We start from the raw sequence: 21463 nt of genomic DNA on the forward strand, positions 1-21463 counted from the left end.
ACTACTCCTCCTTAAAAGCCCGCACCACCACCCGGGGGCCTTCCACCTTGACCACCCGGACCAAGGTGCCCCGGGGAAGGTACTCCCCTTCGGTCACCACGTCCACCCGCCGATCCCCAAACCGGGCCACCCCTGCGGGCCTTAGGTCGCTCAGGGCTTCCCCGATGGCCCCAAGCAGGGCCTCGAGCTCCCCTTTGGGCGGCGCGGTCTCCGAGATGGCGCTCTCCAGGACCAAGGCCCGCCCTACCCGGCTTCGGGGAAAGAGGCGGAAGAGGAGGAGGAGGCCAAGGCCCAAAACCAAAACGGCGTAGGCCCCTACCGCTAAGCTCTGGGCGCCAAAGGTGAGGTAAACGGAGGCCAGCACGAGCCCGATTCCCAAGGCCCCGGGAAGCCCGAACCCCGGCAGGAGGAAGGCCTCGGCGAGGAGGAGAAGCACCCCGGCGAAGAAGAGGAGGATCTCCAGGATCCCCGAAAGCCCGGCCAGATACCCCCCGAAGAAGTAGAGCCCCAGGGCGACGAGGCCGAGGGTGGCGGGGAGGAGGGTTCCCGGGGTGAAGAACTCCAGCAGGAGGAGAAGGATCCCCAAGGCGAGGAGCACCCCGGCCACGCTGGAACTGGTGAGGAAGCGGGCAAGCCGCACCCTGGGCCCTGGCTCCAAGCGCTCCACCTCGGCGCTTAGGCCCGCCTGGGCCAGGGCCTCGGAGAGGCTTCCCGCCTTGAAGTCCGCCACCTTGAGCTCCACCGCCTTGTCGGCCGAGAGGGTGAGGGGCTCCCCCTTGGCGGAAAGCCCCGGGATTTCCACCTCGGGGTCCACCATGGCCTCGGCCAACTGGGTGGGGCGGCCCCGGGCCTCGGCCACGGCGCGGAACTTGCCCTTGAGGGCGGAGACCACCTTTTGGTCTGCGGCCTCAGGCCTTTGCAAGGGGAGGGCCACCACGGGGAGGGCGGCCCCGATCTCGGAGCCGGGGAGCATGGCGATCTGGCGGCAGGATAGGGCGATGAGGGCCCCGGCCGAGAAGGCGTTTTGCACCACGGCCAGGGTGGGGAGGGGGGACTGGAGGATGCGGTCCGAGATCTTGATGGCGGCGTCCACCCGCCCCCCGGGGGTGTCAATGAGGAGGGCCACCCCGCTCGCCCCCTCCCGCTCGGCCCGGGTGAGGGCCTGGTCCACGAAGACGGCCAGGGCGGGGTCTATCTCCCCTTGGACGGGCACCAGGTAGGTTCTCCCCAGGGCCAGGGAGAGGAGAAGCCAGAGGGCAAGGAGCCTCTTCACCGCTTCCATTCTATACGCTTTGCCCCGGTGGGTACGCTATCCTGAAGGGGATGCTTCGCCTCGCCGTCCTGGGCTACCCTGTGGCCCACTCCCTCTCCCCCGCCATGCACGCCTTCGCCCTGAAGCACCTGGGCCTAAAGGGCACCTACGAGGCCCTGGAGACCCCTGTGGAGGCGCTTCAAGACCGCTTTTGGGAGGTGCGCCGGGCCTTTCGGGGCGTGAACCTCACCCTTCCCCTGAAGGAGAGGGCCCTCGCCTTTCTGGACTGGGTCTCTCCCGAAGCCCTGGCCATCGGGGCGGTGAACACGGTGCTCCAGGTGGAGGGGAGGCTCTTCGGCTTCAACACCGACGCCCCAGGTTTTGTGGAAGCCCTCCGGGCCGGGGGGATTCCCCTCCAGGGCCCCGCTCTGGTCCTAGGGGCGGGGGGGGCTGGGCGGGCGGTGGCCTGGGCCTTGAGGGAGGCCGGCCTTGAGGTCTGGGTCTGGAACCGCACGCCTGAAAGGGCCCTGGCCCTGGCGGCGGAGTTCGGCCTGGAAGCGGTCCCCCTGGAGCGGGCCAAGGAGGCCCGGCTCCTCGTGAACGCCACCCGGGTGGGCCTCGAGGACCCCGGGGCCACCCCCCTTCCCCCGGAGCTTCTCCCCGGGGAAGGGGCGGCGGTGGATCTGGTCTACCGCCCCCTTTGGACCCGCTTCCTCCGGGAGGCGCGGGCAAGGGGCCTAAAGGTCCAGACCGGCCTCCCCATGCTGGCGTGGCAGGGGGCACTGGCCTTCCGGATCTGGACGGGCTTCCTCCCGGACCCTTGGGGCATGGAGGAGGCGGCCCGCCGGGCCTTGGGGGAAGCGTGAGCCTCACCCTGGCCGCCCCCGTGGTTCACGAGGAGATCCTCCAGAAAAGCCGCTTCCTCGCCAAGGCGGCCCCCGTGGCCTCGGAGGAGGAGGCCCTGGCCTTCCTGGAGGCCCAGCGGGATCCCGGGGCCAGCCACAACGGCTATGCCTACAAAATCGGCCTCCTCTACCGCTTTTCCGACGACGGCGAGCCCTCAGGCACTGCGGGAAAGCCCATCCTCCACGCCATAGAGGCCCAGGGGCTGGACCGGGTGGCGGTGCTGGTGGTGCGCTACTTCGGCGGCATCAAGCTTGGGGCCGGAGGGCTGGTGCGGGCCTACGGGGGCGTGGCGGCGGAGGCCCTCCGCCGTGCGCCCAAGGTCCCCTTGGTGGAGCGGGTAGCGGTGGCCTTCCACGTCCCCTTCGCCGAAGTGGGCCGGGTCCACGGCCTCCTGCAGGCCCGCGCCTTAAAGGCCGAGGAGGCCTACACGCAGGAGGGGGTGCGCTTCGCCCTCCTCCTCCCCGAGCCCGAGCGGGAAGGGTTCCTAAAGGCCCTCCGAGACGCCACCCGGGGGAAGGTGGTCTTGGAGTAGCATGGAGCCGATGCTGCCCCTCTTTGCGCCCAAGGGCCGGGTGCTCCTGGTGGATGGGCACCACCTGGCCTACCGCACCTTCTTCGCCCTCAAGGGCCTCACCACCAGCCGCGGCGAGCCGGTGCAGGCGGTCTACGGCTTCGCCAAGAGCCTCCTCAAAGCGCTCAAGGAGGACGGGGACGCTGTGGTCGTGGTGTTTGACGCCAAGGCCCCCTCCTTCCGCCACGAGGCCTACGAGGGCTACAAGGCGGGGCGGGCCCCCACTCCCGAGGACTTCCCCCGGCAGCTTGCCCTCATCAAGGAGTTCGTGGACCTCCTGGGGCTCACCCGCCTCGAGGTCCCCGGGTACGAGGCCGACGACGTCCTGGCCACCCTGGCGAAGAAGGCGGAAAGGGAAGGCTACGAGGTCCGCATCCTCACCGCCGACCGGGACCTCTACCAGCTCGTTTCCGACCGCATCGCCATCCTTCACCCCGAGGGGTACCTCATCACCCCGGAGTGGCTCATGGAGCGCTACGGCCTCCGCCCGGAGCAGTGGGTGGACTACCGGGCCCTGGCCGGCGACCCCTCGGACAACATCCCGGGGGTCAAGGGCATAGGGGAGAAGAGGGCGGCAGGGCTCATCCGGGAGTGGGGGAGCCTGGAGAACCTCCTGAAGCACCTGGACCAGGTGAAGCCCTCCCTAAGGGAGGCGATTCTCGCCCACATGGAGGACCTCAGGCTTTCCCAGGACCTCTCCCGGGTGCGCACCGACCTACCCCTCGAGGTGGACTTCGCCCGGCGGCAGGAGCCCGACCGGGAGGCCTTGAAGGCCTTCTTGGAGCGCCTGGAGTTCGGAAGCCTCCTCCACGAGTTCGGCCTCCTGGAGGGGCCAAAGGCCCTGGAGGAGGCCCCCTGGCCACCCCCCGAAGGGGCCTTCGTGGGCTACCTTCTTTCCCGGCCCGAGCCCATGTGGGCGGAACTGGAGGCCCTCGCTGCCTCCAAGGAGGGCCGGGTGCACCGGGCGTTGGACCCCTTGGCGGGGCTAAGGGACCTGAAGGAGATCCAGGCTCTCCTCGCCAAGGACCTGGCTGTTTTGGCCCTGAGGGAGGGCCTGGACCTTTCCCCTTCCCACGACCCCATGCTCCTCGCCTACCTCCTGGACCCCGCCAACACCACCCCCGAGGGGGTGGCGCGGCGGTACGGGGGGGAGTGGACGGCGGAGGCGGGGGAGCGGGCCGCCCTCGCCGAGAGGCTCTACGGGCGTCTTAGGGAGCGCCTGGAGGGGGAGGAGAAGCTTCTTTGGCTTTACGAGGAGCTGGAGAGGCCCCTTTCCCGGGTCCTCGCCCACATGGAGGCCACGGGGGTCCGGCTGGACGTCCCCTACCTGAAGGCCCTCTCCCTGGAGGTGGAGGCCGAGGTCCGCCGCGTGGAGGAGGAGGCCTTCCGCCTGGCGGGCCATCCCTTCAACCTGAACTCCCGGGACCAGCTGGAACGGGTCCTCTTTGACGAGCTTAAGCTTCCCGCCATCGGCAAGACGGAGAAGACGGGCAAGCGCTCCACGAGCGCCGCGGTGCTGGAGGCCCTCCGCGAGGCCCACCCCATCGTGGGCAAGATCCTGGAGTACCGGGAGCTCACCAAGCTCAAGAGCACCTACATTGATCCCCTTCCTGGCCTGGTCCATCCCAAGACGGGCCGCCTCCACACCCGCTTTAACCAGACGGCCACGGCCACGGGGAGGCTTTCTAGCTCCGACCCCAACCTGCAGAACATCCCCGTGCGCACTCCGCTGGGCCAACGGATCCGCCGGGCCTTCGTGGCCGAAGAGAGGTGGCTCCTTTTGGCCTTGGACTACAGCCAAATAGAGCTCAGGGTCCTCGCCCACCTCTCCGGGGACGAAAACCTGATCCGGGTCTTCCAGGAGGGGCAGGATATCCACACCGAGACGGCGAGCTGGATGTTTGCCGTGCCCAAGGAGGCGGTGGACTCCCTGATGCGCCGGGCGGCCAAGACGGTGAACTTCGGGGTCCTCTACGGCATGTCTGCCCACCGGCTCTCCCAGGAGCTTTCCATCCCCTACGAGGAGGCGGCGGCCTTCATTGAGCGCTACTTCCAGACCTTTCCCAAGGTGCGGGCCTGGATTGAGCGGACCCTGGAGGAGGGAAGAAAGCGGGGCTACGTGGAGACCCTCTTCGGCCGCAGGCGCTACGTGCCCGACCTCACCGCCCGGGTGAAAAGCGTGCGGGAGGCCGCCGAGCGTATGGCCTTCAACATGCCCGTCCAGGGCACCGCCGCCGACCTCATGAAGCTCGCCATGGTAAAGCTCTTCCCCCGCCTGAGGGAGGCGGGGGCCCGGATGCTCCTCCAGGTCCACGACGAGCTTCTCTTGGAAGCGCCCAAGGACCGGGCCGAGGAGGTGGCCGCCCTGGCGAAGGAGGTCATGGAGGGGGTCTACCCCCTCGCCGTGCCCCTCGTGGTGGAGGTGGGGATGGGGGAGGACTGGCTTTCGGCCAAGGGGTAGGGGTTGGCTCCGGAGCCTGAAGAAGGGCCAGGGGGTTTTCCCGGAGGAAGGTTTCCAAGGGAATGCCCCCTGGGCCCAAAAGAAGTGCCTTCGCCCTTAAGGCCTGGGTGAAGGCTTCCAGGCCCTTGGTTCTCTTTGAGGGGGCGCTTTGGTCCTGCAGGGCCAGGAGGTGCTTTCCCTTTTTCAGCACGAAGTCCACCTCTCCGAGGAAAGCCCCAGGACTGCGGTGCTGCCCCGTGTTCAGAGCGCGGAGCTTGGGGCTGGAGGCGCGGTGCTGGAAGGGCTCGGCGGCGTACTTCTGGAGGGCACCGAGGAGCCCCGCCCCCTCCAAAAGCTCCAGGTAGTGGGCCAGGGTCACCGTGTTCCCGGCGTTTTGGAGTTGTCCTAGCCTCGTATAGGAGAGCAGCTGGCCGCTGTAGAGAACGGGTAGCCCCCGAAGTAAAGGTACTCCGAGAGGGTGTACCCGAAGGCCCGCAAAGGGTCCAGTGGGGGAGGGGAAGGCTCTGGAGGGCCTCCCCTCCCTGGACCCGGCGGTGGGCTGGGGTTCACTGGGTTTCCAGCCAGGGGGCTTGCTTGAGGGTGGGCTCATCGGCGAAGGACTGGGCCACCTGCAGGGCGAGGGTGGTGTTGCCCACCGGAGCACCACCTGCAGGGCTCCTTGAGCCGCCTCAGGAGCTCCTGGGCCTGGGGACGGGTAAATCAGGCTACCCCTGGGCGAAGGTACCCCCCGCCCCTGGCCCTGGTATAGTGGCCGGCGTGAGGCGCTACTTCGGCACCGACGGGGTGCGGGGCGAGGCGGGAAAGCCCCCCCTCACCCCAGAGTTCGTCCTCAAGCTCGGCCAGGCGGCGGGGGCCTACTTCCGAGCCCAAAGCCCTAGGCCCGTGGTCCTCCTCGCCAAGGATACCCGGGAGTCCTCCGACCTCCTCGAGGCCGCCTTGGCGGCGGGGCTTCTGAGCCAGGGGGTGAGGGTGGAGCACCTGGGGGTGCTGCCCACCCCGGGGGTGGCCTACCTGACCCAGGCCCTGAGGGCCACGGCGGGAGCGGTGATCTCTGCGAGCCACAACCCCTACCAGGACAACGGCATCAAGTTCTTCGGCCCCACCGGGGAGAAGCTCCCCGACGAGGCCGAGGAGGAGATAGAGCGGCTTCTCCTGGAGGACCACCCCACCCGGGGCATCGGCACCGTGGGGGACTTCCGCGAGGCGGAAAGGATGTACCTGGACTTCCTCCTCGCCCACGCCCCCGACCTCACGGGGCTCAGGATCGGCCTGGACCTCGCCCATGGGGCCACCTTCCGCATCGGGCCCAAGCTTTTCCAGAAGGCAGGGGCCGAGGTGATGGCCTTCTTCCACACCCCGGACGGGAGGAACATCAACCGGGGTTGCGGCTCCACCCACCCCGAGGCCCTCGCCCGCTTTGTGGTGGAGCTGGGCTTGGACCTGGGCTTCGCCTTTGACGGGGATGGGGACCGGGTGCAAGGGATAGACCGGAAAGGGCGCCTCTTCCACGGGGACCACATCCTCTACCTCGCCGCCTTGGCCTTTGGGGAAAAGGGCGTGGTGGGGACGGTGATGAGCAACATGGGCCTCGAGGTGGCCCTGAGGGAGCGGGGCCTGGCCTTCCACCGGGCGGCGGTGGGGGACCGGTACGTCCTGGAGAAGCTCAAGGAGACGGGCCTCGCCTTGGGGGGGGAGCCCTCGGGCCACGTGATCTTCCTCCGCCACCACACCACCGGCGACGGCCTCCTCACCGCCCTTCTCACCCTGAAGGCCCTCAAGGCCATGGGCGGGGACCTCGCCGACTGGTACGAGGCGCTTCCCCTGTACCCCCAGGTCCTCCTCAACGTGCGGGTGGCCGACAAGGGGAGGGTGATGGCGGACCCGAGGCTAGGGGAGGCCATCCGGGAGGCCGAGGCCCGCCTAGGGGGGAGGGGCCGGGTGAACGTGCGCCCCTCGGGCACGGAGCCCGTGGTCCGGGTCATGGTAGAGGCGGAGGCGGGGGCCATGGAGGTGGCCCAGGCCCTGGCCCGGGTGGTGGAGGGGCTGGGCCGGGAGTAAGCTGAGGGCGTGAGCTACGGCCGGGCCCACCTGGAGGAGCGCCTCAAGCGCGTCTTGGCCGAGGAGATCCAGGCCCTGGAGGACCCCAGGCTCTTCCTCCTCACCGTGGAGGCGGTGCGGCTTTCCAAGGACGGGAGCGTCCTTTCGGTCTACGTGGAAGCCTTTCAAGAGGAGGGGGAGGCCCTTAAGGCCCTGGCCAAGGCCGAGCGGAGGCTCCTTTCCGCCCTTGCCCGGAAGGTCCGGATGCGCCGCCTCCCGCGCCTAGAGTTCCTGCCGTGGAGACCGTCACCCGCATAAAGGTCCGCTACGCCGAGACGGACCAGATGGGCGTGGTCCACCACTCGGTCTACGCCGTCTACCTCGAGGCGGCCCGGGTGGAGTTCCTGGAGCGCGCTGGGCTTCCCTACCACCTCGTGGAGGCGCGGGGGGTCTACTTCCCGGTGGTGGAGCTCAGCCTCACCTTCCGCGCCCCCGCCCGGTTCGGGGAGGTGGTGGAGGTGAAAACCCGCCTGGCCGAGCTTTCCTCCCGGGCCCTCCTCTTCCGCTACCGGGTGGAGCGGGAGGGCGCCCTGCTGGCCGAGGGCCTCACCCGGCACCTCTGCCAGGTGGGGGGGAGGGCGGCCCGCATCCCCGAGGACCTCCTAAAACTCCTGGATGTGCTACGCTTAGGGTAGCATTGGGGCATGGACCTGGACGCCTTCGCGCTCTTTGAACACCACCTCAACCCTGGCCTTGCGAGCCTTCTCCGCTTTACGGGGCTGGACCGGGTGGAGTCCCACGCGGAGGGGCCCTACGTCTGGGACAAAAGCGGCAAGCGCTACCTGGACTTCCTGGGCCTCTACGGTACCCTGAACCTCGGCCACCGCCACCCGAAGGTGGTGGAGGCGGTGAAAAGGCAGCTGGACCGCATGCCCATGTCCGTCCGGGTCCTGGTCTCCGAGCCCACGGCGAGGCTGGCCGCGAAGCTCGCGGAGATCACCCCGGAGGGCCTGGAGATGGCCTTCTTCGGCAACTCCGGGGCCGAGGCGGTGGAGGCGGCCATCAAGCTCGCCCGGGCCTACACCGGCAAGCCGGGGATCGTTACCACCCAAGGGGGGTTCCATGGCAAAACCCTGGGGGCCCTTTCCCTCACCCCCAAGCCCGAGTACCAGGACCCGGCGAGGCCCCTCCTCCCCGGGGTCAAGGTGGTGCCCTACGGGGACCTAGAGGCCCTGGAGGCGGCCATAGACGAGGACACCGCGGCGGTCATCGTGGAGCCCATCCAGGGGGAGGGGGGGATCCGGGTGCCCCCCGAGGGGTACCTCCGGGGGGTGCGGGAGCTCACCCGCAAGAGGGGGGTCCTCATGATCGCCGACGAGGTGCAAACCGGCCTCGGCCGCACCGGGAAGCTCTTCGGGGTGGACTGGGAGGGGGTGGCCCCGGACCTCATGACCCTGGCCAAGGCCTTGGGGGGTGGGGTCATGCCCATCGGGGCCTGTGTGGGCAGGAGGGAGGTCTTTGAGGTCTTCAAGCAGAACCCTCTCTTCCACTCCTCCACCTTCGGGGGAAACCCCCTGGCGGCGGCCGCGGCCCTGGCGGCCATTGAGGTCACCCTGGAGGAGGACCTGCCAAAGAGGGCCCTGGAGCTTGGGGCCTACCTGATGGAGGGGCTTAGGGCCTTGCAGGCTCGCTTCCCCCGCCTCATTGAGGAGGTGCGGGGCCGGGGGCTCATGCTCGGGGTGGAGTTCGCCGACGCCGACATCGGGGCGCTGGTGGTGGCCGAGCTCGCCGAGCGGGGCGTCCTCACCGCCTTCGGCCTGAATAACCCCAAGGTGGTGCGCCTCGAGCCCCCCCTCATCATCGGCAAGGAGCACGCGGACGAGGCCCTTTTGGCCTTTTCCCAGAGCCTCGAGGCCACGGAAAAGGCCCTCGAGGGCCTGCTTACATAAGGATGCAGGAAACCCTACTGGAGTTCTTCAAGAAGACGGGCAGGCCCCACCGGCTGGAGGAGATCCTCCACCGGTTTGGTCTTGCCAAGCGGGAGGCCAAGGCCTACCTCCGGGCCCTGGTGCGGGAGGGCCTTTTGGAGAAGCGGGGGAGCCAGTACGGCTTGCCGAGCCGGGTCCAGGGCCCCCTCAGCCTGCACCGGGACGGGTACGGCTTCGTCCGCCTCCCCCAGGGGGACCTCTTCATCCCCCCGGGCTACACGGGGGAGGCCTGGCCCGGCGATCTGGTGGAGGCCCGGCTCATGCCCCCTGGCCGGGACGGGAGGCCCTGGGGGGCGGTGGAGCGGGTCCTTAAGCGGGCCCGGGAGCAGGTGGTGGGGAGGCTGGAGTTCCGCAAGGGGTACGCCCTCCTCCTTCCCGATGAGCCCGGGCTTCCCGAGCTCCGGCTTCTTCCCGAGGGGCTGGAGGGCCTCAAGCGGGGAAGCCGCATCGTGGCGAGGGTCCACTACGGCCGGCGCCCCTTTGGGGAGTTTTTGGCCTACTTGGGGGAGGGGGAGGCCCCGGAGACGGAAACCGAGGCGGTGATCGCCAAGTACGGCCTCCGGGCCGCGTTCCCCGAGGAGGTCCTTAGGGAGGCCGAGGCCATCCCCCTGGCGATCCCCGAGGAGGAGCTTAGGAGGCGGGAGGACTTCCGGCACCTCCGGGTCTTCACCATAGATGGGGTAGACGCCAAGGACTTTGACGACGCCATCCACGTGGAGCGCCTTCCCAAGGGGTTCCGCCTCGGGGTCCACATCGCCGACGTCTCCCATTATGTGAAGGAGGGGAGCCTTCTGGACCAGGAGGCCTTCCTAAGGGGGACGAGCGTCTACCTTCCAGGCCGCGTCCTCCCCATGCTTCCCGAGAGGCTCTCCAACGGGGTCTGCTCCCTGAAGCCAAGGGAGGACCGCCTGGTCCTCTCCGTCCTGGTGGACCTCAGCGAAGACCTAAGGGTGAAGCGGGTCCGCTTCGCCGAAGGGGTGATAAGGAGCGTGGCCCGCCTTACCTACCCCGAGGTGGAGGCCTTCGCCGAGGGGTCGGGCCTCCCCGAGGAGCACGCCTTTTTGGCGGAGGACCTCTCCCTCCTCCTAGAGCTCACCCAGAGGATGCGGGCGAAGCGCATGGAGCAAGGCGCCTTGGACTTCAGCTTCCCCGAGGTCAAGGTGGAGGTGGAGGAGGGCGCCCTGCACCTCATCCCCCAGGCGGAGCCCAAGGCCAGGAGCCTGATTGAGGAGCTCATGCTCCTCGCCAACCGCCTGGTGGCCGAGTACCTGGTGCGGCGGGGGCTACCCGCGCTGTACCGGGTGCACGAGGAGCCCCTCGAGGAGGCCTACGGGAGGCTCCGCCTGGCCCTCGCCCGCCTGGGGTACACCCTGCCGGAGGCGGTTTCCTCCCAAGCCCTGCAGAAGGTCCTTCTGGAGGCCAAGGGCCGCCCCGAGGAACCGGTGGTGGCCAACCTTGTCCTCCGTTCCTTAAGGCTTGCCCGCTATGCGGCCGAGAACCTGGGCCACTTCGGCCTGGCCATGGAGCACTACCTCCACTTTACGAGCCCCATCCGCCGCTACCCCGACCTCGTGGTCCACCGGGTCCTGAAGGCGGCCCTGAGGCGCGCCCTCACCAAGAGGCGGAAGGAGCGCTGGCTTCAGGAGTTTCCCGCCGTGGCCGAGCACGCTTCCGAGATGGAAAGGAAGGCCGAGGCCGCCGAACGGGAGCTCACCAAGTACTACATGGCCAGATGGGCCGAGAGGCACCTGGGGGAGCGGTTTTCTGGCCGGGTGACGGGGGTTGCGGCCTTCGGGGCCTTCGTCACCCTGGGGAACGGGGTGGAGGGCCTGGTGCGCCTCGAGGCTCTGGGGCCCTACACCTATAGCGAGGAGGCCCTGGCCCTCCTGGGCCCCAAGGGCCAAAGGATCCGTTTGGGGGACGAGATGGAGGTGGTCATCGCCTCCGCCAACCCCAGGCTCAGGCAGGTGGACCTGGTCCCCTACGTGGAGGAAGCCTCCGCGAGGTCCAAGACCAAGACCAAAAAAGGCCAAGGCAAGGAGGTGGACATGCGCAAGGTGGTAGGACCCCCCAAGGACAAGGCCCGGGACACCCGTCCCGAGCGGGCCACGGTGCACACCGTGTACTTCGGCGAGTGGCAGCCCAAGGAGGGCCGGGAGGAACCCCGCCCAGCCCCCGGCCGGGCCCGCAGGAAGCGGCGCCGCTAGAGGACCAGGGTTCCCGCCCCCACGGCGCTTAGGGTGGGGACCTCGAGGTCCAGGCGGTGGGCGAGGACCTTCCCCTTCCGGCCCTGGAGGAGGGGGGCGAGGCTCGCCACCGCCTCCACCGCATCAATGCGCGTGGGGTTCGGCCCCAGGAAGGCCAAGGCGGCCTCGGGCTCCCCCTGGGAAAGCCTCTCCAGGAAGCCCAGGTCCCGCCTCCTTGCCTCGGCCGCTAGGGAGCGGGTCAGGGGCCCGTCCCCAAACCTTGGCCCCACGTGGGAGAGGTCCACGGCCAGCACCAGCAGGCCGGGGTAGTCCCGCTGCACCACCTTGAGGGCCTCCCCGAGCTCGAGGCTCCGCTGCCCCACCAGGAGGGGGAGGAGGCGGCTCTTTCCGTAGCGCCCCTTGAGGAAGAAGAGGGGGAGTTCCAGGCTGTGCTCCTCCCGGAAGGCCAGGGGGGTGTTGAAGAGCTCAAAGGGGAGAAGGGCGTCTAGGGCCTGGAGGGCAGGCAGGTCGGGTTCTGCGGGGCCGAAGGGGGTGTGGAAGGGGACAGGGAGGGCTGCGGCCTTTTCCCGGAGGGGGCGGTGGGCCACCCCTACCAGGTAGATCCTTTCCGGCTCCGGGGTGCTTTCCAAAACGGCCAGGGCCGCCCCATAGACCTCGGGCGCCCGGGCGGGCTCCAGGTGGGGCAGGAGGAGAACCTCAGCCCTCATCCCCTCCCCGGGAAAGCTCGCCCGGAAGGCCTCCAAGTAGGCCCGGGCCTCCTTCTCCCCTTTGGGGTAGGAGAGCCCCGCCAGGCGCATGGGCCTTTCCCCCTTTAGCTTTTCCTCCTCTTCCCGAAGCCGCGCCTCCACCTTCTCGGTGAGGAGGAGGCCCGCCTCCTCCAGGGCCTTCGCCAGGTCTTCCAGCTCCTTTCTGGGCACCAGAACCCCGTGGGCCTTGAACACCTCCTCCTGCACCTCTTCCAGGGTTCTCCCGTCCATGAGGGAGACCAGGAAAAGCCCCCCCTCGGTGAGGGCCACGGGCCGCTCGTAGACCCCGTAGGGGTCCGTGAGGAGGAAGCCTCCCTCAATAGGGGTGATCTGGGGCTCGCGGAGCCTGAGCCTGCCTTCCATCCCTCCAATATAGGAGAAAGGCCCGGGCCTCCTCCAGGGTCGTTACCCGGCCCTCTGCCTGGGCCTCGAGGAGGGCGGCCAGGGCCCTGCCCACCTCGGGACCCGGGGAGAGGCGGAGGAGGGCCATGACCTCCTCCCCCGAGAGGAGGGGCTTGGTGGGGAGGGGCTCCTCCAAAGCGTTCTGGAAGTTCTCCAAGAGCGTCCAGGCCTCGCCCTCCACTCCCCTGGCCCCGAGGCGGTCTGCGGCCATGAGGTAGAGGAGGTCGGGGAGGAGTTCCCGGCGCTTTAAGAGGAAGCGGCGGAGGGCCTTCCTTTCCTCGGGGGGGCGGTCCATGTGGCGCCGCACCAGGGCCTGGACCCTTTCCACCCCGTCCTTGGGAAACCGGAGCCAGGAGAGGGCGGCCCTCGCCATCTCCGCCCCCACCTCCGCATGGCCCAGGAAGCGGAACCGCCCCACCTCGGGGTCAAAGCGGCGGGTGAGGGGCTTCCCCGCGTCGTGGTAGAGGGCGGCCAGGCGGGCCTCGAGGGGGGCTTTGGGCCAGAGCCAGAGGAGGTGGAAGACCACGGAAAGGGTGTGCCGCCAGGCGCAGAGGTGGTGCACCCCTCCTTGCGGGAGGCCCACGAGAAGGGCGAGCTCCGGGAGAAAGACCCCCAGAAGCCCCGTCCTTTCCAGGGCGTGGAGCCCGAAGGCCGGCCTGGGGGAGAGGAGAAGGCGAGAAATCTCCTCCCGCACCCGCTCCCTGGCCGGAAGGGCCTCGGGGTGCGCCTGGAGGAAGCGGGCGTGGCGGGCCAAGGCCTTCCGGGTGCCCTCGGGGAGGCCCAGGCCTAAGGTGGCGGCCAGGCGCACCCCCCGGAGGCTCCGGAGGTGGTCCTGGTAGAGGTTGGCCTCCCGCACGGGCACGAGGAGGCGTTTTTCTAGGTCCTGTGCGGTTCCGGGCAGGCCGAAGACCTTCCCCCTAAGCCAGAGGAGGGCGTTGACCCGGTAGTCGCGCCGCAGGAGGTCCTCCTCCGGGCTCCCCTCCAGGGGGGCAAAGTCCAGGACCAGGCCTCCCGCCACCAGGCGGTACTGCCCCCGCTTGGGGTCCAGGGGCAGGAGGGTACCCCCATAGCGCCGCCTGGCCTCCTCCGCGGCCCTTTCCGGGTCCTCCGCAACGAAGTCCAGGTCCGAGGGCCTTCGCCCCAGGAGGAGGTCCCGCACCGCACCCCCCACGGGGAGGGCCCCCTTGGGGGTATAAAAGGGGAAGTCCCTATGGGCGAGGAGGCGAAGCACCCCATCATTATCGGGCTCACCGGGAACATCGGGAGCGGTAAGAGCACCGTGGCCGCCCTCCTTCGGGAGATGGGCTACCCCGTCTTGGACGCCGACGCCCTGGCAGAGCGGGCCCGGGAGCTTAGGAAGGGGGAGCTCAGGCGGCTTTTCCCCGAGGCCTTCCGGGGGGAGGAGCTGGACAGGAGGGCCCTGGCCCGCCTCGTCTTTGCCGACCCAAAGCGGCTTCAGGCCCTGGAGGCCCTGATCCACCCCGAGGTCCGCCGGCTGCTTGCCGAGGAGCTCGCCCGCCTCGAGGCCCCCCTGGTCTTCCTGGAAATCCCCCTCCTCTTTGAGAAGGGCTGGGAGGAGAGGCTCCACGGGGTGGTGTTGGTGGCGGCGCCCCTAATGGAGCGGGTGCGGCGGGTGATGGCCCGCTCGGGCCTCTCGCCGGAGGAGGTCCTGGCCCGGGAGCGGGCGATGTGGCCTGAGGAGGAAAAACGAGGACGGGCCACCTGGGTGGTGGAGAACACGGGAAGCCTGGAGGAGCTTCGGGAAAAGGTGCGGGCAGTCCTTAAGGAGATCCGGGCCCGGCATGGGCTATCCTGAGGCCATGCGCGCCGTGCTCATCTCAGGGGCGAGCCGGGGTATCGGGGAGGCCACGGCCCGGCTCCTTCACGCCAAGGGGTACGCCGTGGGGCTCCTGGCCCGGGACGAGGGGAGGCTGAGGGCCCTGGCGGCGGAGCTCGGAGAGGGGGCCCTGCCCCTTCCCGGGGACGTGCGCAACCAGGACGACTGGGCGCGGGCGGTGGCCCGGATGGAGGAGGCCTTCGGCGGCCTCTACGCCCTGGTGAACAACGCCGGCATCGGCCTTATGAAGCCCGTGGCCGAGCTTTCCGAGGCGGAGGTGCGGGAGGTCTTGGAGGTGAACCTCCTGGGCCCCTTTTTGGGGCTTAAGGCCGCCCTTCCCGCCCTGAGGCGCGCCTCGGGGGTGGTGGTGAACGTGGGGAGCCTGGCGGGCAAGCACCCCTTCAAGGGCGGAGCGGCGTACAACGCCAGCAAGTTCGGCCTCCTGGGCCTTATGGGGGCGGCCATGCTGGAGCTGAGGGAGGAGGGAGTGCGGGTGGTGAACCTCCTCCCGGGCTCGGTGGACACGGGGTTCGCCGGGAACACCCCGGGGGCTTCCTGGAAGCTTTGGCCCGAGGATGTGGCCCAAGCCATCCTCTTTGCCCTGGAGATGCCGGAGCGGGCCCTGGTGAGCGAGATAGAGCTCCGCCCCACCCGGCCTCCCAAGGGGTAAGCTTAAGGGGTGAGCCTGCCTGCACGCCTGCAAGCGGCCCTGGACCTGATCCGCTCCCTTCCCAAGGAGCTTAAGGCCCAGGTGCTCCTGGACTACGCCAAGAGGGTGCCCACCCCCACCCAGGAGGTGGAGCTGGAGCGGGTCCCCGAGTGCCAGACCCCCTTCTTCCTAAGGGCGGAGGTGGTGGAGGGGAGGGTGCGCCTTCACTTCCTCGTACCTGACGAGGCCCCCACGGTGAAGGCCTTCGCCGGCCTCCTCAAGGAGGGCCTCGAGGGCGAGCCCCCGGAGGCGGTCCTCGCCGTCCCCCCAGGCTTCTACCGCGGGGCGGGGCTGGAGGAGCTCCTTACCCCCCTCAGGCTTCGCGGCCTCGAGGCCGCCCTCCTCCGCCTCCAGGACCAGGTGCGCCGGGCCCTCCCTTCCGGCTAAGGCCTTCCCGGGGCGCCATGGCCTTGGCCTTCCTCCTCGGCTTTTTGGTGGGCAGCCTGCCCGTGGCCTTTTGGTTCGGCGCCCTGAGGGGGAAGGACCTCCGGCGGGAGGGCTCCTTTGGCCCCGACTTCCTGAGCGCCTTCCAGGTCCTGGGCCCGGTGCCCGGCCTCATGGTGCTCTTTTTGGACCTCTTCAAGGGGGCCTTGGGCGTGGCCTTGGGGGAGGGGGCCGCGGGGAGCCCCTTGGGAGGGCTTGTGGGGGGCGTGGGGGCGGTGTGGGGGCAGGCCTTCACCCCCTGGCTCCTCTTCCGGGGCGGAGGGGTTTTGGCCCCTTTGGCGGGGGTCCTCCTGGCCGTGGACCCCAGGCTCCTCCTCCTGGCCCTCCTCCTCTTTGTAGGGCTCTATGGCCTCTTCCGGAGACCCCAGGGGGCGGTGCTGGCCACCGCCCTGGCCCTGCCCCTGCTTGCCGCCCTGGTGGACCGCACCCCGGCCCACCTCCTCTTTGGCCTGGGGCTGGGGTTGCCCCCGGCCCTGCGCGCCCTCCGGGGCCTCGGCCCCTAAGAGGGGCCCCGGTGGAAACTCCCCGCGAGGTTTTTGGCGCAGGAACCCAAAGCAAAGGGTACTAATAGGGAAGGGGCCAGGTGCGGAAGTAGTCCCGGAGCCTGCCCCAAAGCCCCACCAGGCCCAAGGGCTCCAGGATCAAGAAGGCGAGGATGAGAAGCCCGAAGGCCACGTTGCGCCAGGCGGCCAGGGTGGCGGCGTACTGGGGCCCCAGGGCCCCCACGTAGCTATTCAGCACCTCGGGGATGAGGAGGACGAAGAAGGCCCCCAGCACCGCCCCAAGGACCGTGCCCGCTCCCCCCACGATCACCATGGCCAGGTACTGAACGCTCACCGAAAGGGGGAAGTACTCCGGGGTCACCGCCTTGTAGAGCCCCGCGAGGAGCCCCCCCGCCACCCCGGCGTAGAAGGCGGAGAGGGCGAAGGCGAAGAGCTTGGTCCGGGTGAGGTCTACCCCGGCCACCCGGGCGGAGAGGTCGTTGTCCCGGACCGCCCGGAAGGCCCGTCCGGCCCGGGTGGTGAGGAGGCGTTTGGCGTAGAAGAAGAGGGGGAGGGCGAAGAGGAGAACCAGGTACCAAAGCCTCCCCGGGGTGTCCAGGACGAGGCCCATGAGCTCGGGCGGGGGCAAGGTGCGGCCCCTAATCCCCCCCGTCACCGCCTCCCAGTTCTTGAAGGCGTAGTCCGCCAGGAACTGGAAGGCCAGGGTGGCGATGGCCAGGTACACCCCCTTGATCCTGAGGGAGGGGAGGCCGAGGACCAGGCCGAGGAAGGCGGCAAGCCCTCCACCCAGGAGGATGCCCAAGGGGGCCAGGGGGCCCGCCAGGTGGCTGGCCGCGTAGGCCCCGACCCCCATGAAGGCGGCGTGGCCCAGGGAGATCTGCCCTGCTCCCCCCACCAGGAGGTGGAGGCCCAGGGCTGAAAGGGCCCCGATCCCTACCAGGGTGGCCACGTACATGGGGTAGGGGCCGAGGAGGAGGGGAAGGAGGAGAAGGAGGGCCAAAAAGCCGTAGAGGGCGAGGCGGCCTAGGGGGGTGCTGGCGTAGGCCTCGTCCTCCCGGTAAGTCTCCCGCACCGCCCGGGCAAAGCGGCGGCTGTAGGCGTCGGTGAGGCGCTTGGAGAGGGCGTACACCCTACACCTCCTGGACCTCGAGGGTGGCCTCGAGCCTCCCTTCCCCCTCGAGGTAGCGGATGGGCAGGACCACCCCCACCTGTCCCCCTGCCCCGTAGAGGGCCTGGATCACCGGGGCGTAGCGGGCCTCCACCACCTGGCGGCGCACCTTACGGGTGCGGGTGACCTCCTCGTCGTCCGGGTGCAGCTCCTTGGGCAGGAGGGCGAAGCGCCGGATCTTGAGCTTCTCAGGAAGGGTCTCGTTGACCATGCGGATCTCCTCGGCGATCAGGGCCCGGACCTCGGGGCGCTCGGTGAGGGACTGGTAGGTGGTGAAGGGGAGGCCTCGCCTCCTGGCCCAGTTCTGTACGGTCTCCGGATCCAGCTCTATGAGGGCGGCGACGAAGGGCCGCCCGTGCCCTAAGACGATGGCCTCGCGGATATAGGGGGAGTACTTGAGGCGGTTTTCCAGAAACTGGGGGGCGAAGGGGGTACCGTCCTGGAGGGCGCCCACCTCCTTGACCCGCCCGAGGATCACCAGGTGCCCCCGCTCATCAAAGAAGCCGGCATCCCCCGTGCGAAAGAAACCGTCCTCGGTGAAGCTTTCCGCCGTGGCCCTCTCCTGCTTGTAGTACCCCTGGAAGACCTGGGGCCCCCGCACCTGGATCTCCCCCTCCTCGCTCAGGCGCACCTCCGTCCCCGGCAAAGGCGGGCCCACGGTCTCCGGAGGGGCGTCCCCGGCGGCGTGGGCGGTGGTGGCCGCGGCCGTCTCCGACTGGCCGTAGACCTGGCGGATGTCCAGGCCGAGGGCGCGGAAGAAGGTGAAGACCTCAGGGCCCAAAGGGGCCCCCCCGGTGACGGCGATGCGGCAGGCGGCGAGGCCAAGCCTCGCCCTTAAGGGCCTGGCGAGGAGAGGGTAGAAGAGGGCCCGCTTCAGGTTGAGCCAAGCCCCCACCTTCTCCCCCCGGAACTCCCGGTTCGCCCCCTCCAGGAGAGCCCCCATCCCCACGCGAAAGAAGAAGCGCTTCAAGGGGTCGGCGTCCGCCATCCGGCTTTGGATCAGGCTCGCCATGTCCTCCCAAAGCCTCGGCGGGGCCAGGAAGAAGTCGGGCTGGACCTCCTTGAGGTCCTCCCGCAGGGTGGCGGGATCCTCGGGGAAGTGGACGGTGGCGCCCTCCACCAGGGCCTGGACCACGGTGAGCATCTGCTCCCCGATCCAGGGGAGGGGCAGGTAGCTGAAGACAAAGGCCCCCCTCTGGAAGCCCAGGGCCTTTCTCAAGGCTTCGTGCCCCGCGAGGAGGTTTTGGTGGGAGAGCCGGGCGAGCTTGCTCCGCCCCGTGGTGCCCGAGGTGGGGGCGAGGAGGACGGTCTCCTCCGGCTGGCGCCGCTTTAGGGCCTCCTCCCCCACCTTGGGGTCGCCGAAGGCCTGGCTAAAGCGCCGGACCTTTCCCCGGAAGTGGCGGCTCATCCCCGCCTCCTCCCACACCAGGACGAAGTCCACCAGGTGGAGGTAGGGGTAAACCTTGTCCAGCTGCTCCTCATCGGAGACCACGATGCCCCTGGCCCCGGTGAACTCCAGGAAGTAGCCCACCTCCTCGGGCATGGCGTCGGCGTAGATGCCCATGGGGAAGGCCCCCAGGACCTGGGCGGCGAGCTCCGCCTCCACCCACTCGGGGGCGTTGTGGCCCAGGATGGCCAACACCTCGCCCTCCTTAAGACCCAAAGCGGAAAGCCCCCCGGCGAGGCTAAGCGTCCGCTCCAGAAGCGCCCGCCAGGAGGTCTTCTGCCACACCCCGAGCCGCTTCACCCGGAGGGCCGGGGCCTCGGGGTGTTCCTTGGCGTGCCTAACCAGGTGTTCCAGAAGGGTTCCCCGCATCTTCCCTCACCCTTGGCCCAGGTAGGCCTCCACCACCTTCGGGTCCTTCCGCACCCCCTCCGGGGGGCCGTAGTAGAGGACCTCTCCGTAGGAGAGGACCAAGACCCGGTCGGAAAGCTCCAAGACGGCCCTCAGGTCGTGCTCCACCCAGAGAAGGGTCACCCCCCACTCCTCCCGGGCGTCCAGGAGGAAACGGGCTAGGTCCTGCTTCTCCTCCAGGGCGAGCCCCGCCATGGGCTCGTCCAGGAGGAGGAGTTTGGGCCTGCCCGCGAGGGCCCTGGCCACCTCTACCCGCTTCTGAAGCCCGTAGGGAAGCATTCCCGCTGGGGCATGGCGGTAGGGGGAGAGGTGGAGGTAGTCCAGGATCTCCTCGGCCCAGGCCCGAACCCGCCATTCCCGCTCCGCCTGGGGCAGGGCCATGGGGTAGGTGGGAAGGGCGAGCTCCGCCCCCAGCTTCACGTTGTCCAAGACGCTCATCCCGCGGAAGAGCTCCAGCCCCTGAAAGGTGCGGCCTAGGCCCATCCGGGCCCTCTCCTGGGGGCTCTTCCCCTTGAGGCTTTGGCCTAGGAAGACCACTTCCCCCTTCTCCGGGGCGTAGACCCCGGAGAGGACGTTTAAGAGGGTGGTCTTCCCGGCCCCGTTGGGCCCAATGACGGCGAAGAACTCCCCCTCGCTCACGGAAAACCGCACCCCTGCGAGGGCCTTTACCCCCTTGAAGGAGAGGTGGAGATCTTGGACCTCGAGGATCACACCCACCGTTTCCTCCTCCGGTAGCGCTTCGCCTGACGGAAGCCCACCTCCTCCTTTCCCAAGTAGAACTCCATCACGTCCTGGTCCTCCGCCGCCGCCTTGGCGTCCCCCTCAAACACCACCCGGCCCCTTTCCAACACGTAGACCCGGTCCGCCACGGCCAGGGCCGCCCGGGCGTTCTGCTCCACCAGGAGGAGGCTTAGGCCCTTTTCCCGCCTGAGGGCGTCTAGCGTGGCCATCACCTCCTCCACGAGCCTGGGCGCGAGGCCCAAGGAGGGCTCGTCCACCACAAGGAGCTTGGGCCGAGTGAGGAGGGCCATGCCTAGGAGGAGCATCTGCTGCTCGCCCCCCGAGAGGTAGCCCGCCTGCTCGTGGCGGCGCTCGTAGAGGCGGGGGAAGCGCTGAAAGACCTCCTCCATTCCCTCTTTGAGCTCCCTGGGGGAGAGGCGGTGGCCGGCCGCCACCAGGTTCTCCACCGGGGTCAGGTAGCGGAAGAGGGGGCGCCCCTCCAGGACGGCGGTGAGGCCGAGGGAGGAGATCCTCACCGGGTCCAGGTGGGTGGTCTCCTGGCCCAGGAGCCGCACCTGTCCGTCCAGGACCCGCCCCTCAAACTTGGGGAGGAGGCCGGCGATCGCCCGGACCAGGGAGCTTTTCCCGGCGCCGTTTGGGCCCAGGAGGGCCACGGCCTCCCCCTCGCCCACCTCGAGGGAGACCCCGTCCAGGGCCAGGATCACCCCGCGGTAGACCACCTTGAGGTTCGCCACGGAAAGCATCACACCCTCTCAATCTGCCGCTCGCCGAAGAGGCCGTAGGGCCTCACGAGGAGGACGAGGAGCACCACCAGGAAGGGCAGGGCCTCGGTAAAGCCGGGGAGGACGGGCTCCAGGTAGCGCTGGGCCAGGGCCTCGAGGACCCCCAGCAAAAACCCCGCCACCAAGGCCCCGCCCACCGAGTCCAGCCCCCCCAGGATGGCCACGGGGAAGACCTTGAGGCCGAAGAAGACCAGGTTGTACCCCACCCCGCTGGCCACGGCGAGAAGGGCCCCGGCGAGGGTGGCGAGGAGGGCGGACACCCCCCAGACCCCCGCCAGGATGCGGGCCGTGGGGATGCCGAGGGCCAAGGCCGCCACCTCCCGCTCGGAGATGGCCCGGACCAGGACGCCATAGCGGCTCCGCTTTAAGGCAAAGAGGAGGCCGAGGCCCAGGGGAAGGGCCAGGAGCAGGTTCCAGACGGCCCGGGAGGAGACGAACACTCCCCCGGCCTGAAACCCCAGGTTGGGCAGGCCTCCCGAGAGGTACTTGAGGTCCGGACCCCAAAGGAGTTGCACCGCCCCGTCCAGAGCGGCCGCCAGGCCGATGGTGGCCATGATCACCGCCACCACATTCCGGCCGAGCAAAGGCCGCACAAAGCCCCGCTCCACCACAAGCCCGAAGAGGAAGGCCAGGGGCAAGGCGGCGAGGAGGGCGAGGGGGAGGGGCAAGAGGAGGGCGAAGGTGTAGGTGAGGTAGGCCCCCACCAGAAGGAACTCCCCCACGGCGAAGTTCACCACGCTGGTGGCCCGGTAGACGAGGACGAAGCCCAGGGCCAGGAGGCCGTAGAGGGCTCCGTTGGCCAGGCCGCCCACGAGGTAGGGCAGGAGGTCGGACACGGCTTTCCCCCTGGGGTT

Annotated in this window: 20 protein-coding genes; 12 read left to right on the forward strand and 8 right to left on the reverse strand. The window is 69.4% G+C overall.

Features of this window, described 5'->3' with window-relative positions; all coding sequences use genetic code 11:
- Nucleotide 1 precedes the first annotated feature (1 nt).
- On the reverse strand, nucleotides 2–1282 hold the full coding sequence (locus tag H531_RS0107860; RefSeq protein WP_211210532.1) for an NfeD family protein: 1281 nt from the start codon (nucleotides 1280–1282) through the stop codon (nucleotides 2–4).
- A 41-nt stretch (nucleotides 1283–1323) separates the two neighbouring features.
- Here H531_RS0107860 and aroE point away from each other — a divergent pair, with 41 nt between their 5' ends.
- From aroE to rnr, 8 genes are all read left to right on the forward strand, one after another.
- Nucleotides 1324–2118: a shikimate dehydrogenase gene (gene aroE / locus H531_RS0107865; RefSeq protein ID WP_022798805.1), complete on the forward strand. Its 795-nt coding sequence runs from the start codon at nucleotides 1324–1326 to the stop codon at nucleotides 2116–2118.
- Nucleotides 2115–2690: an IMPACT family protein gene (locus tag H531_RS0107870; RefSeq protein ID WP_022798806.1), complete on the forward strand. Its 576-nt coding sequence runs from the start codon at nucleotides 2115–2117 to the stop codon at nucleotides 2688–2690. Before aroE ends, H531_RS0107870 begins: the two co-directional genes overlap by 4 nt.
- 1 nt (nucleotide 2691) lies before the next feature.
- Entirely contained in the window at nucleotides 2692–5190 is a 2499-nt protein-coding gene (gene polA / locus H531_RS0107875) for a DNA polymerase I (protein ID WP_156860472.1), read from the forward strand.
- A 756-nt stretch (nucleotides 5191–5946) separates the two neighbouring features.
- The gene (gene glmM, locus H531_RS0107890; RefSeq protein WP_022798810.1) at nucleotides 5947–7248 is read left to right on the forward strand and encodes a phosphoglucosamine mutase; all 1302 of its coding nucleotides are present in this window, start codon (nucleotides 5947–5949) and stop codon (nucleotides 7246–7248) included.
- Between the two features lie 9 nt (nucleotides 7249–7257).
- Nucleotides 7258–7545, forward strand: coding sequence for a ribosome-binding factor A (locus H531_RS0107895; RefSeq protein WP_022798811.1), 288 nt, complete (start codon nucleotides 7258–7260; stop codon nucleotides 7543–7545).
- Nucleotides 7524–7922 carry an acyl-CoA thioesterase gene (locus tag H531_RS0107900; RefSeq protein ID WP_022798812.1) on the forward strand — a complete coding sequence of 133 codons (399 nt, stop codon included), beginning with the start codon at nucleotides 7524–7526 and terminating at the stop codon, nucleotides 7920–7922. Before H531_RS0107895 ends, H531_RS0107900 begins: the two co-directional genes overlap by 22 nt.
- Before the next feature lie 9 nt (nucleotides 7923–7931).
- Nucleotides 7932–9176: an aspartate aminotransferase family protein gene (locus H531_RS0107905; protein WP_022798813.1), complete on the forward strand. Its 1245-nt coding sequence runs from the start codon at nucleotides 7932–7934 to the stop codon at nucleotides 9174–9176.
- 2 nt (nucleotides 9177–9178) lie between these two features.
- Nucleotides 9179–11422, forward strand: a complete 2244-nt coding sequence (gene rnr / locus H531_RS0107910; protein WP_022798814.1) for a ribonuclease R — start codon at nucleotides 9179–9181, stop codon at nucleotides 11420–11422.
- Here the strand turns inward: rnr and amrB are convergent.
- Together amrB and H531_RS0107920 are read right to left on the reverse strand one after the other, a co-directional pair.
- Entirely contained in the window at nucleotides 11419–12531 is a 1113-nt protein-coding gene (gene amrB, locus H531_RS0107915; RefSeq protein ID WP_022798815.1) for an AmmeMemoRadiSam system protein B, read from the reverse strand. The genes rnr and amrB overlap by 4 nt on opposite strands.
- A complete protein-coding gene (locus H531_RS0107920; RefSeq protein ID WP_022798816.1) occupies nucleotides 12485–13801 on the reverse strand; it encodes an HD domain-containing protein in 1317 nt (438 codons plus the stop codon). The genes amrB and H531_RS0107920 overlap by 47 nt, the downstream gene beginning before the upstream one ends.
- Here H531_RS0107920 and coaE point away from each other — a divergent pair.
- From coaE to H531_RS0107940, 4 genes are read left to right on the forward strand one after another with little or no spacing between them, the layout of a single operon-like run.
- Nucleotides 13781–14386 carry a dephospho-CoA kinase gene (coaE, locus tag H531_RS0107925; protein ID WP_022798817.1) on the forward strand — a complete coding sequence of 202 codons (606 nt, stop codon included), beginning with the start codon at nucleotides 13781–13783 and terminating at the stop codon, nucleotides 14384–14386. The genes H531_RS0107920 and coaE overlap by 21 nt on opposite strands.
- A gap of 4 nt (nucleotides 14387–14390) precedes the next feature.
- Nucleotides 14391–15077, forward strand: a complete 687-nt coding sequence (locus H531_RS0107930; RefSeq protein WP_022798818.1) for an SDR family oxidoreductase — start codon at nucleotides 14391–14393, stop codon at nucleotides 15075–15077.
- A gap of 9 nt (nucleotides 15078–15086) precedes the next feature.
- A complete protein-coding gene (locus H531_RS0107935; RefSeq protein ID WP_022798819.1) occupies nucleotides 15087–15503 on the forward strand; it encodes a SufE family protein in 417 nt (138 codons plus the stop codon).
- Between the two features lie 17 nt (nucleotides 15504–15520).
- Nucleotides 15521–16063 carry a glycerol-3-phosphate acyltransferase gene (locus H531_RS0107940; RefSeq protein WP_022798820.1) on the forward strand — a complete coding sequence of 181 codons (543 nt, stop codon included), beginning with the start codon at nucleotides 15521–15523 and terminating at the stop codon, nucleotides 16061–16063.
- Between the two features lie 61 nt (nucleotides 16064–16124).
- Here H531_RS0107940 and H531_RS0107945 read toward each other — a convergent pair whose 3' ends face one another.
- Genes H531_RS0107945 through H531_RS0107965 form a run of 5 tightly spaced genes read right to left on the reverse strand, consistent with a single transcriptional unit; the run spans nucleotide 16125 to nucleotide 21445 of the window.
- Nucleotides 16125–17192, reverse strand: coding sequence for a branched-chain amino acid ABC transporter permease (locus tag H531_RS0107945; RefSeq protein ID WP_022798821.1), 1068 nt, complete (start codon nucleotides 17190–17192; stop codon nucleotides 16125–16127).
- 1 nt (nucleotide 17193) lies between these two features.
- Entirely contained in the window at nucleotides 17194–19047 is a 1854-nt protein-coding gene (locus H531_RS0107950; RefSeq protein ID WP_022798822.1) for an AMP-binding protein, read from the reverse strand.
- A 6-nt stretch (nucleotides 19048–19053) separates the two neighbouring features.
- The gene (locus H531_RS0107955) at nucleotides 19054–19803 is read right to left on the reverse strand and encodes an ABC transporter ATP-binding protein (RefSeq protein WP_022798823.1); all 750 of its coding nucleotides are present in this window, start codon (nucleotides 19801–19803) and stop codon (nucleotides 19054–19056) included.
- A complete protein-coding gene (locus tag H531_RS0107960) occupies nucleotides 19794–20570 on the reverse strand; it encodes an ABC transporter ATP-binding protein (RefSeq protein ID WP_022798824.1) in 777 nt (258 codons plus the stop codon). Before H531_RS0107960 ends, H531_RS0107955 begins: the two co-directional genes overlap by 10 nt.
- Nucleotides 20570–21445 carry a branched-chain amino acid ABC transporter permease gene (locus H531_RS0107965; RefSeq protein ID WP_022798825.1) on the reverse strand — a complete coding sequence of 292 codons (876 nt, stop codon included), beginning with the start codon at nucleotides 21443–21445 and terminating at the stop codon, nucleotides 20570–20572. The genes H531_RS0107960 and H531_RS0107965 overlap by 1 nt, the downstream gene beginning before the upstream one ends.
- Nucleotides 21446–21463: the final 18 nt, after the last annotated feature.

It is taken from the genome of Thermus islandicus DSM 21543, from assembly GCF_000421625.1.
GTDB lineage: Bacteria > Deinococcota > Deinococci > Deinococcales > Thermaceae > Thermus > Thermus islandicus.

What these genes read in the sequence shown, in the direction of transcription:
- H531_RS0107860 (WP_211210532.1), bottom strand. Translation starts at nt 1,282, where the DNA reads ATGGAAGCGGTGAAGAGGCTCCTTGCCCTCTGGCTTCTCCTCTCCCTG.
- aroE (WP_022798805.1), top strand. Translation starts at nt 1,324, where the DNA reads ATGCTTCGCCTCGCCGTCCTGGGCTACCCTGTGGCCCACTCCCTCTCC.
- polA (WP_156860472.1), top strand. Translation starts at nt 2,692, where the DNA reads ATGGAGCCGATGCTGCCCCTCTTTGCGCCCAAGGGCCGGGTGCTCCTG.
- H531_RS0107905 (WP_022798813.1), top strand. Translation starts at nt 7,932, where the DNA reads ATGGACCTGGACGCCTTCGCGCTCTTTGAACACCACCTCAACCCTGGC.
- rnr (WP_022798814.1), top strand. Translation starts at nt 9,179, where the DNA reads ATGCAGGAAACCCTACTGGAGTTCTTCAAGAAGACGGGCAGGCCCCAC.
- amrB (WP_022798815.1), bottom strand. Translation starts at nt 12,531, where the DNA reads ATGGAAGGCAGGCTCAGGCTCCGCGAGCCCCAGATCACCCCTATTGAG.
- coaE (WP_022798817.1), top strand. Translation starts at nt 13,781, where the DNA reads ATGGGCGAGGAGGCGAAGCACCCCATCATTATCGGGCTCACCGGGAAC.
- H531_RS0107930 (WP_022798818.1), top strand. Translation starts at nt 14,391, where the DNA reads ATGCGCGCCGTGCTCATCTCAGGGGCGAGCCGGGGTATCGGGGAGGCC.
- H531_RS0107940 (WP_022798820.1), top strand. Translation starts at nt 15,521, where the DNA reads ATGGCCTTGGCCTTCCTCCTCGGCTTTTTGGTGGGCAGCCTGCCCGTG.
- H531_RS0107950 (WP_022798822.1), bottom strand. Translation starts at nt 19,047, where the DNA reads ATGCGGGGAACCCTTCTGGAACACCTGGTTAGGCACGCCAAGGAACAC.
- H531_RS0107960 (WP_022798824.1), bottom strand. Translation starts at nt 20,570, where the DNA reads ATGCTTTCCGTGGCGAACCTCAAGGTGGTCTACCGCGGGGTGATCCTG.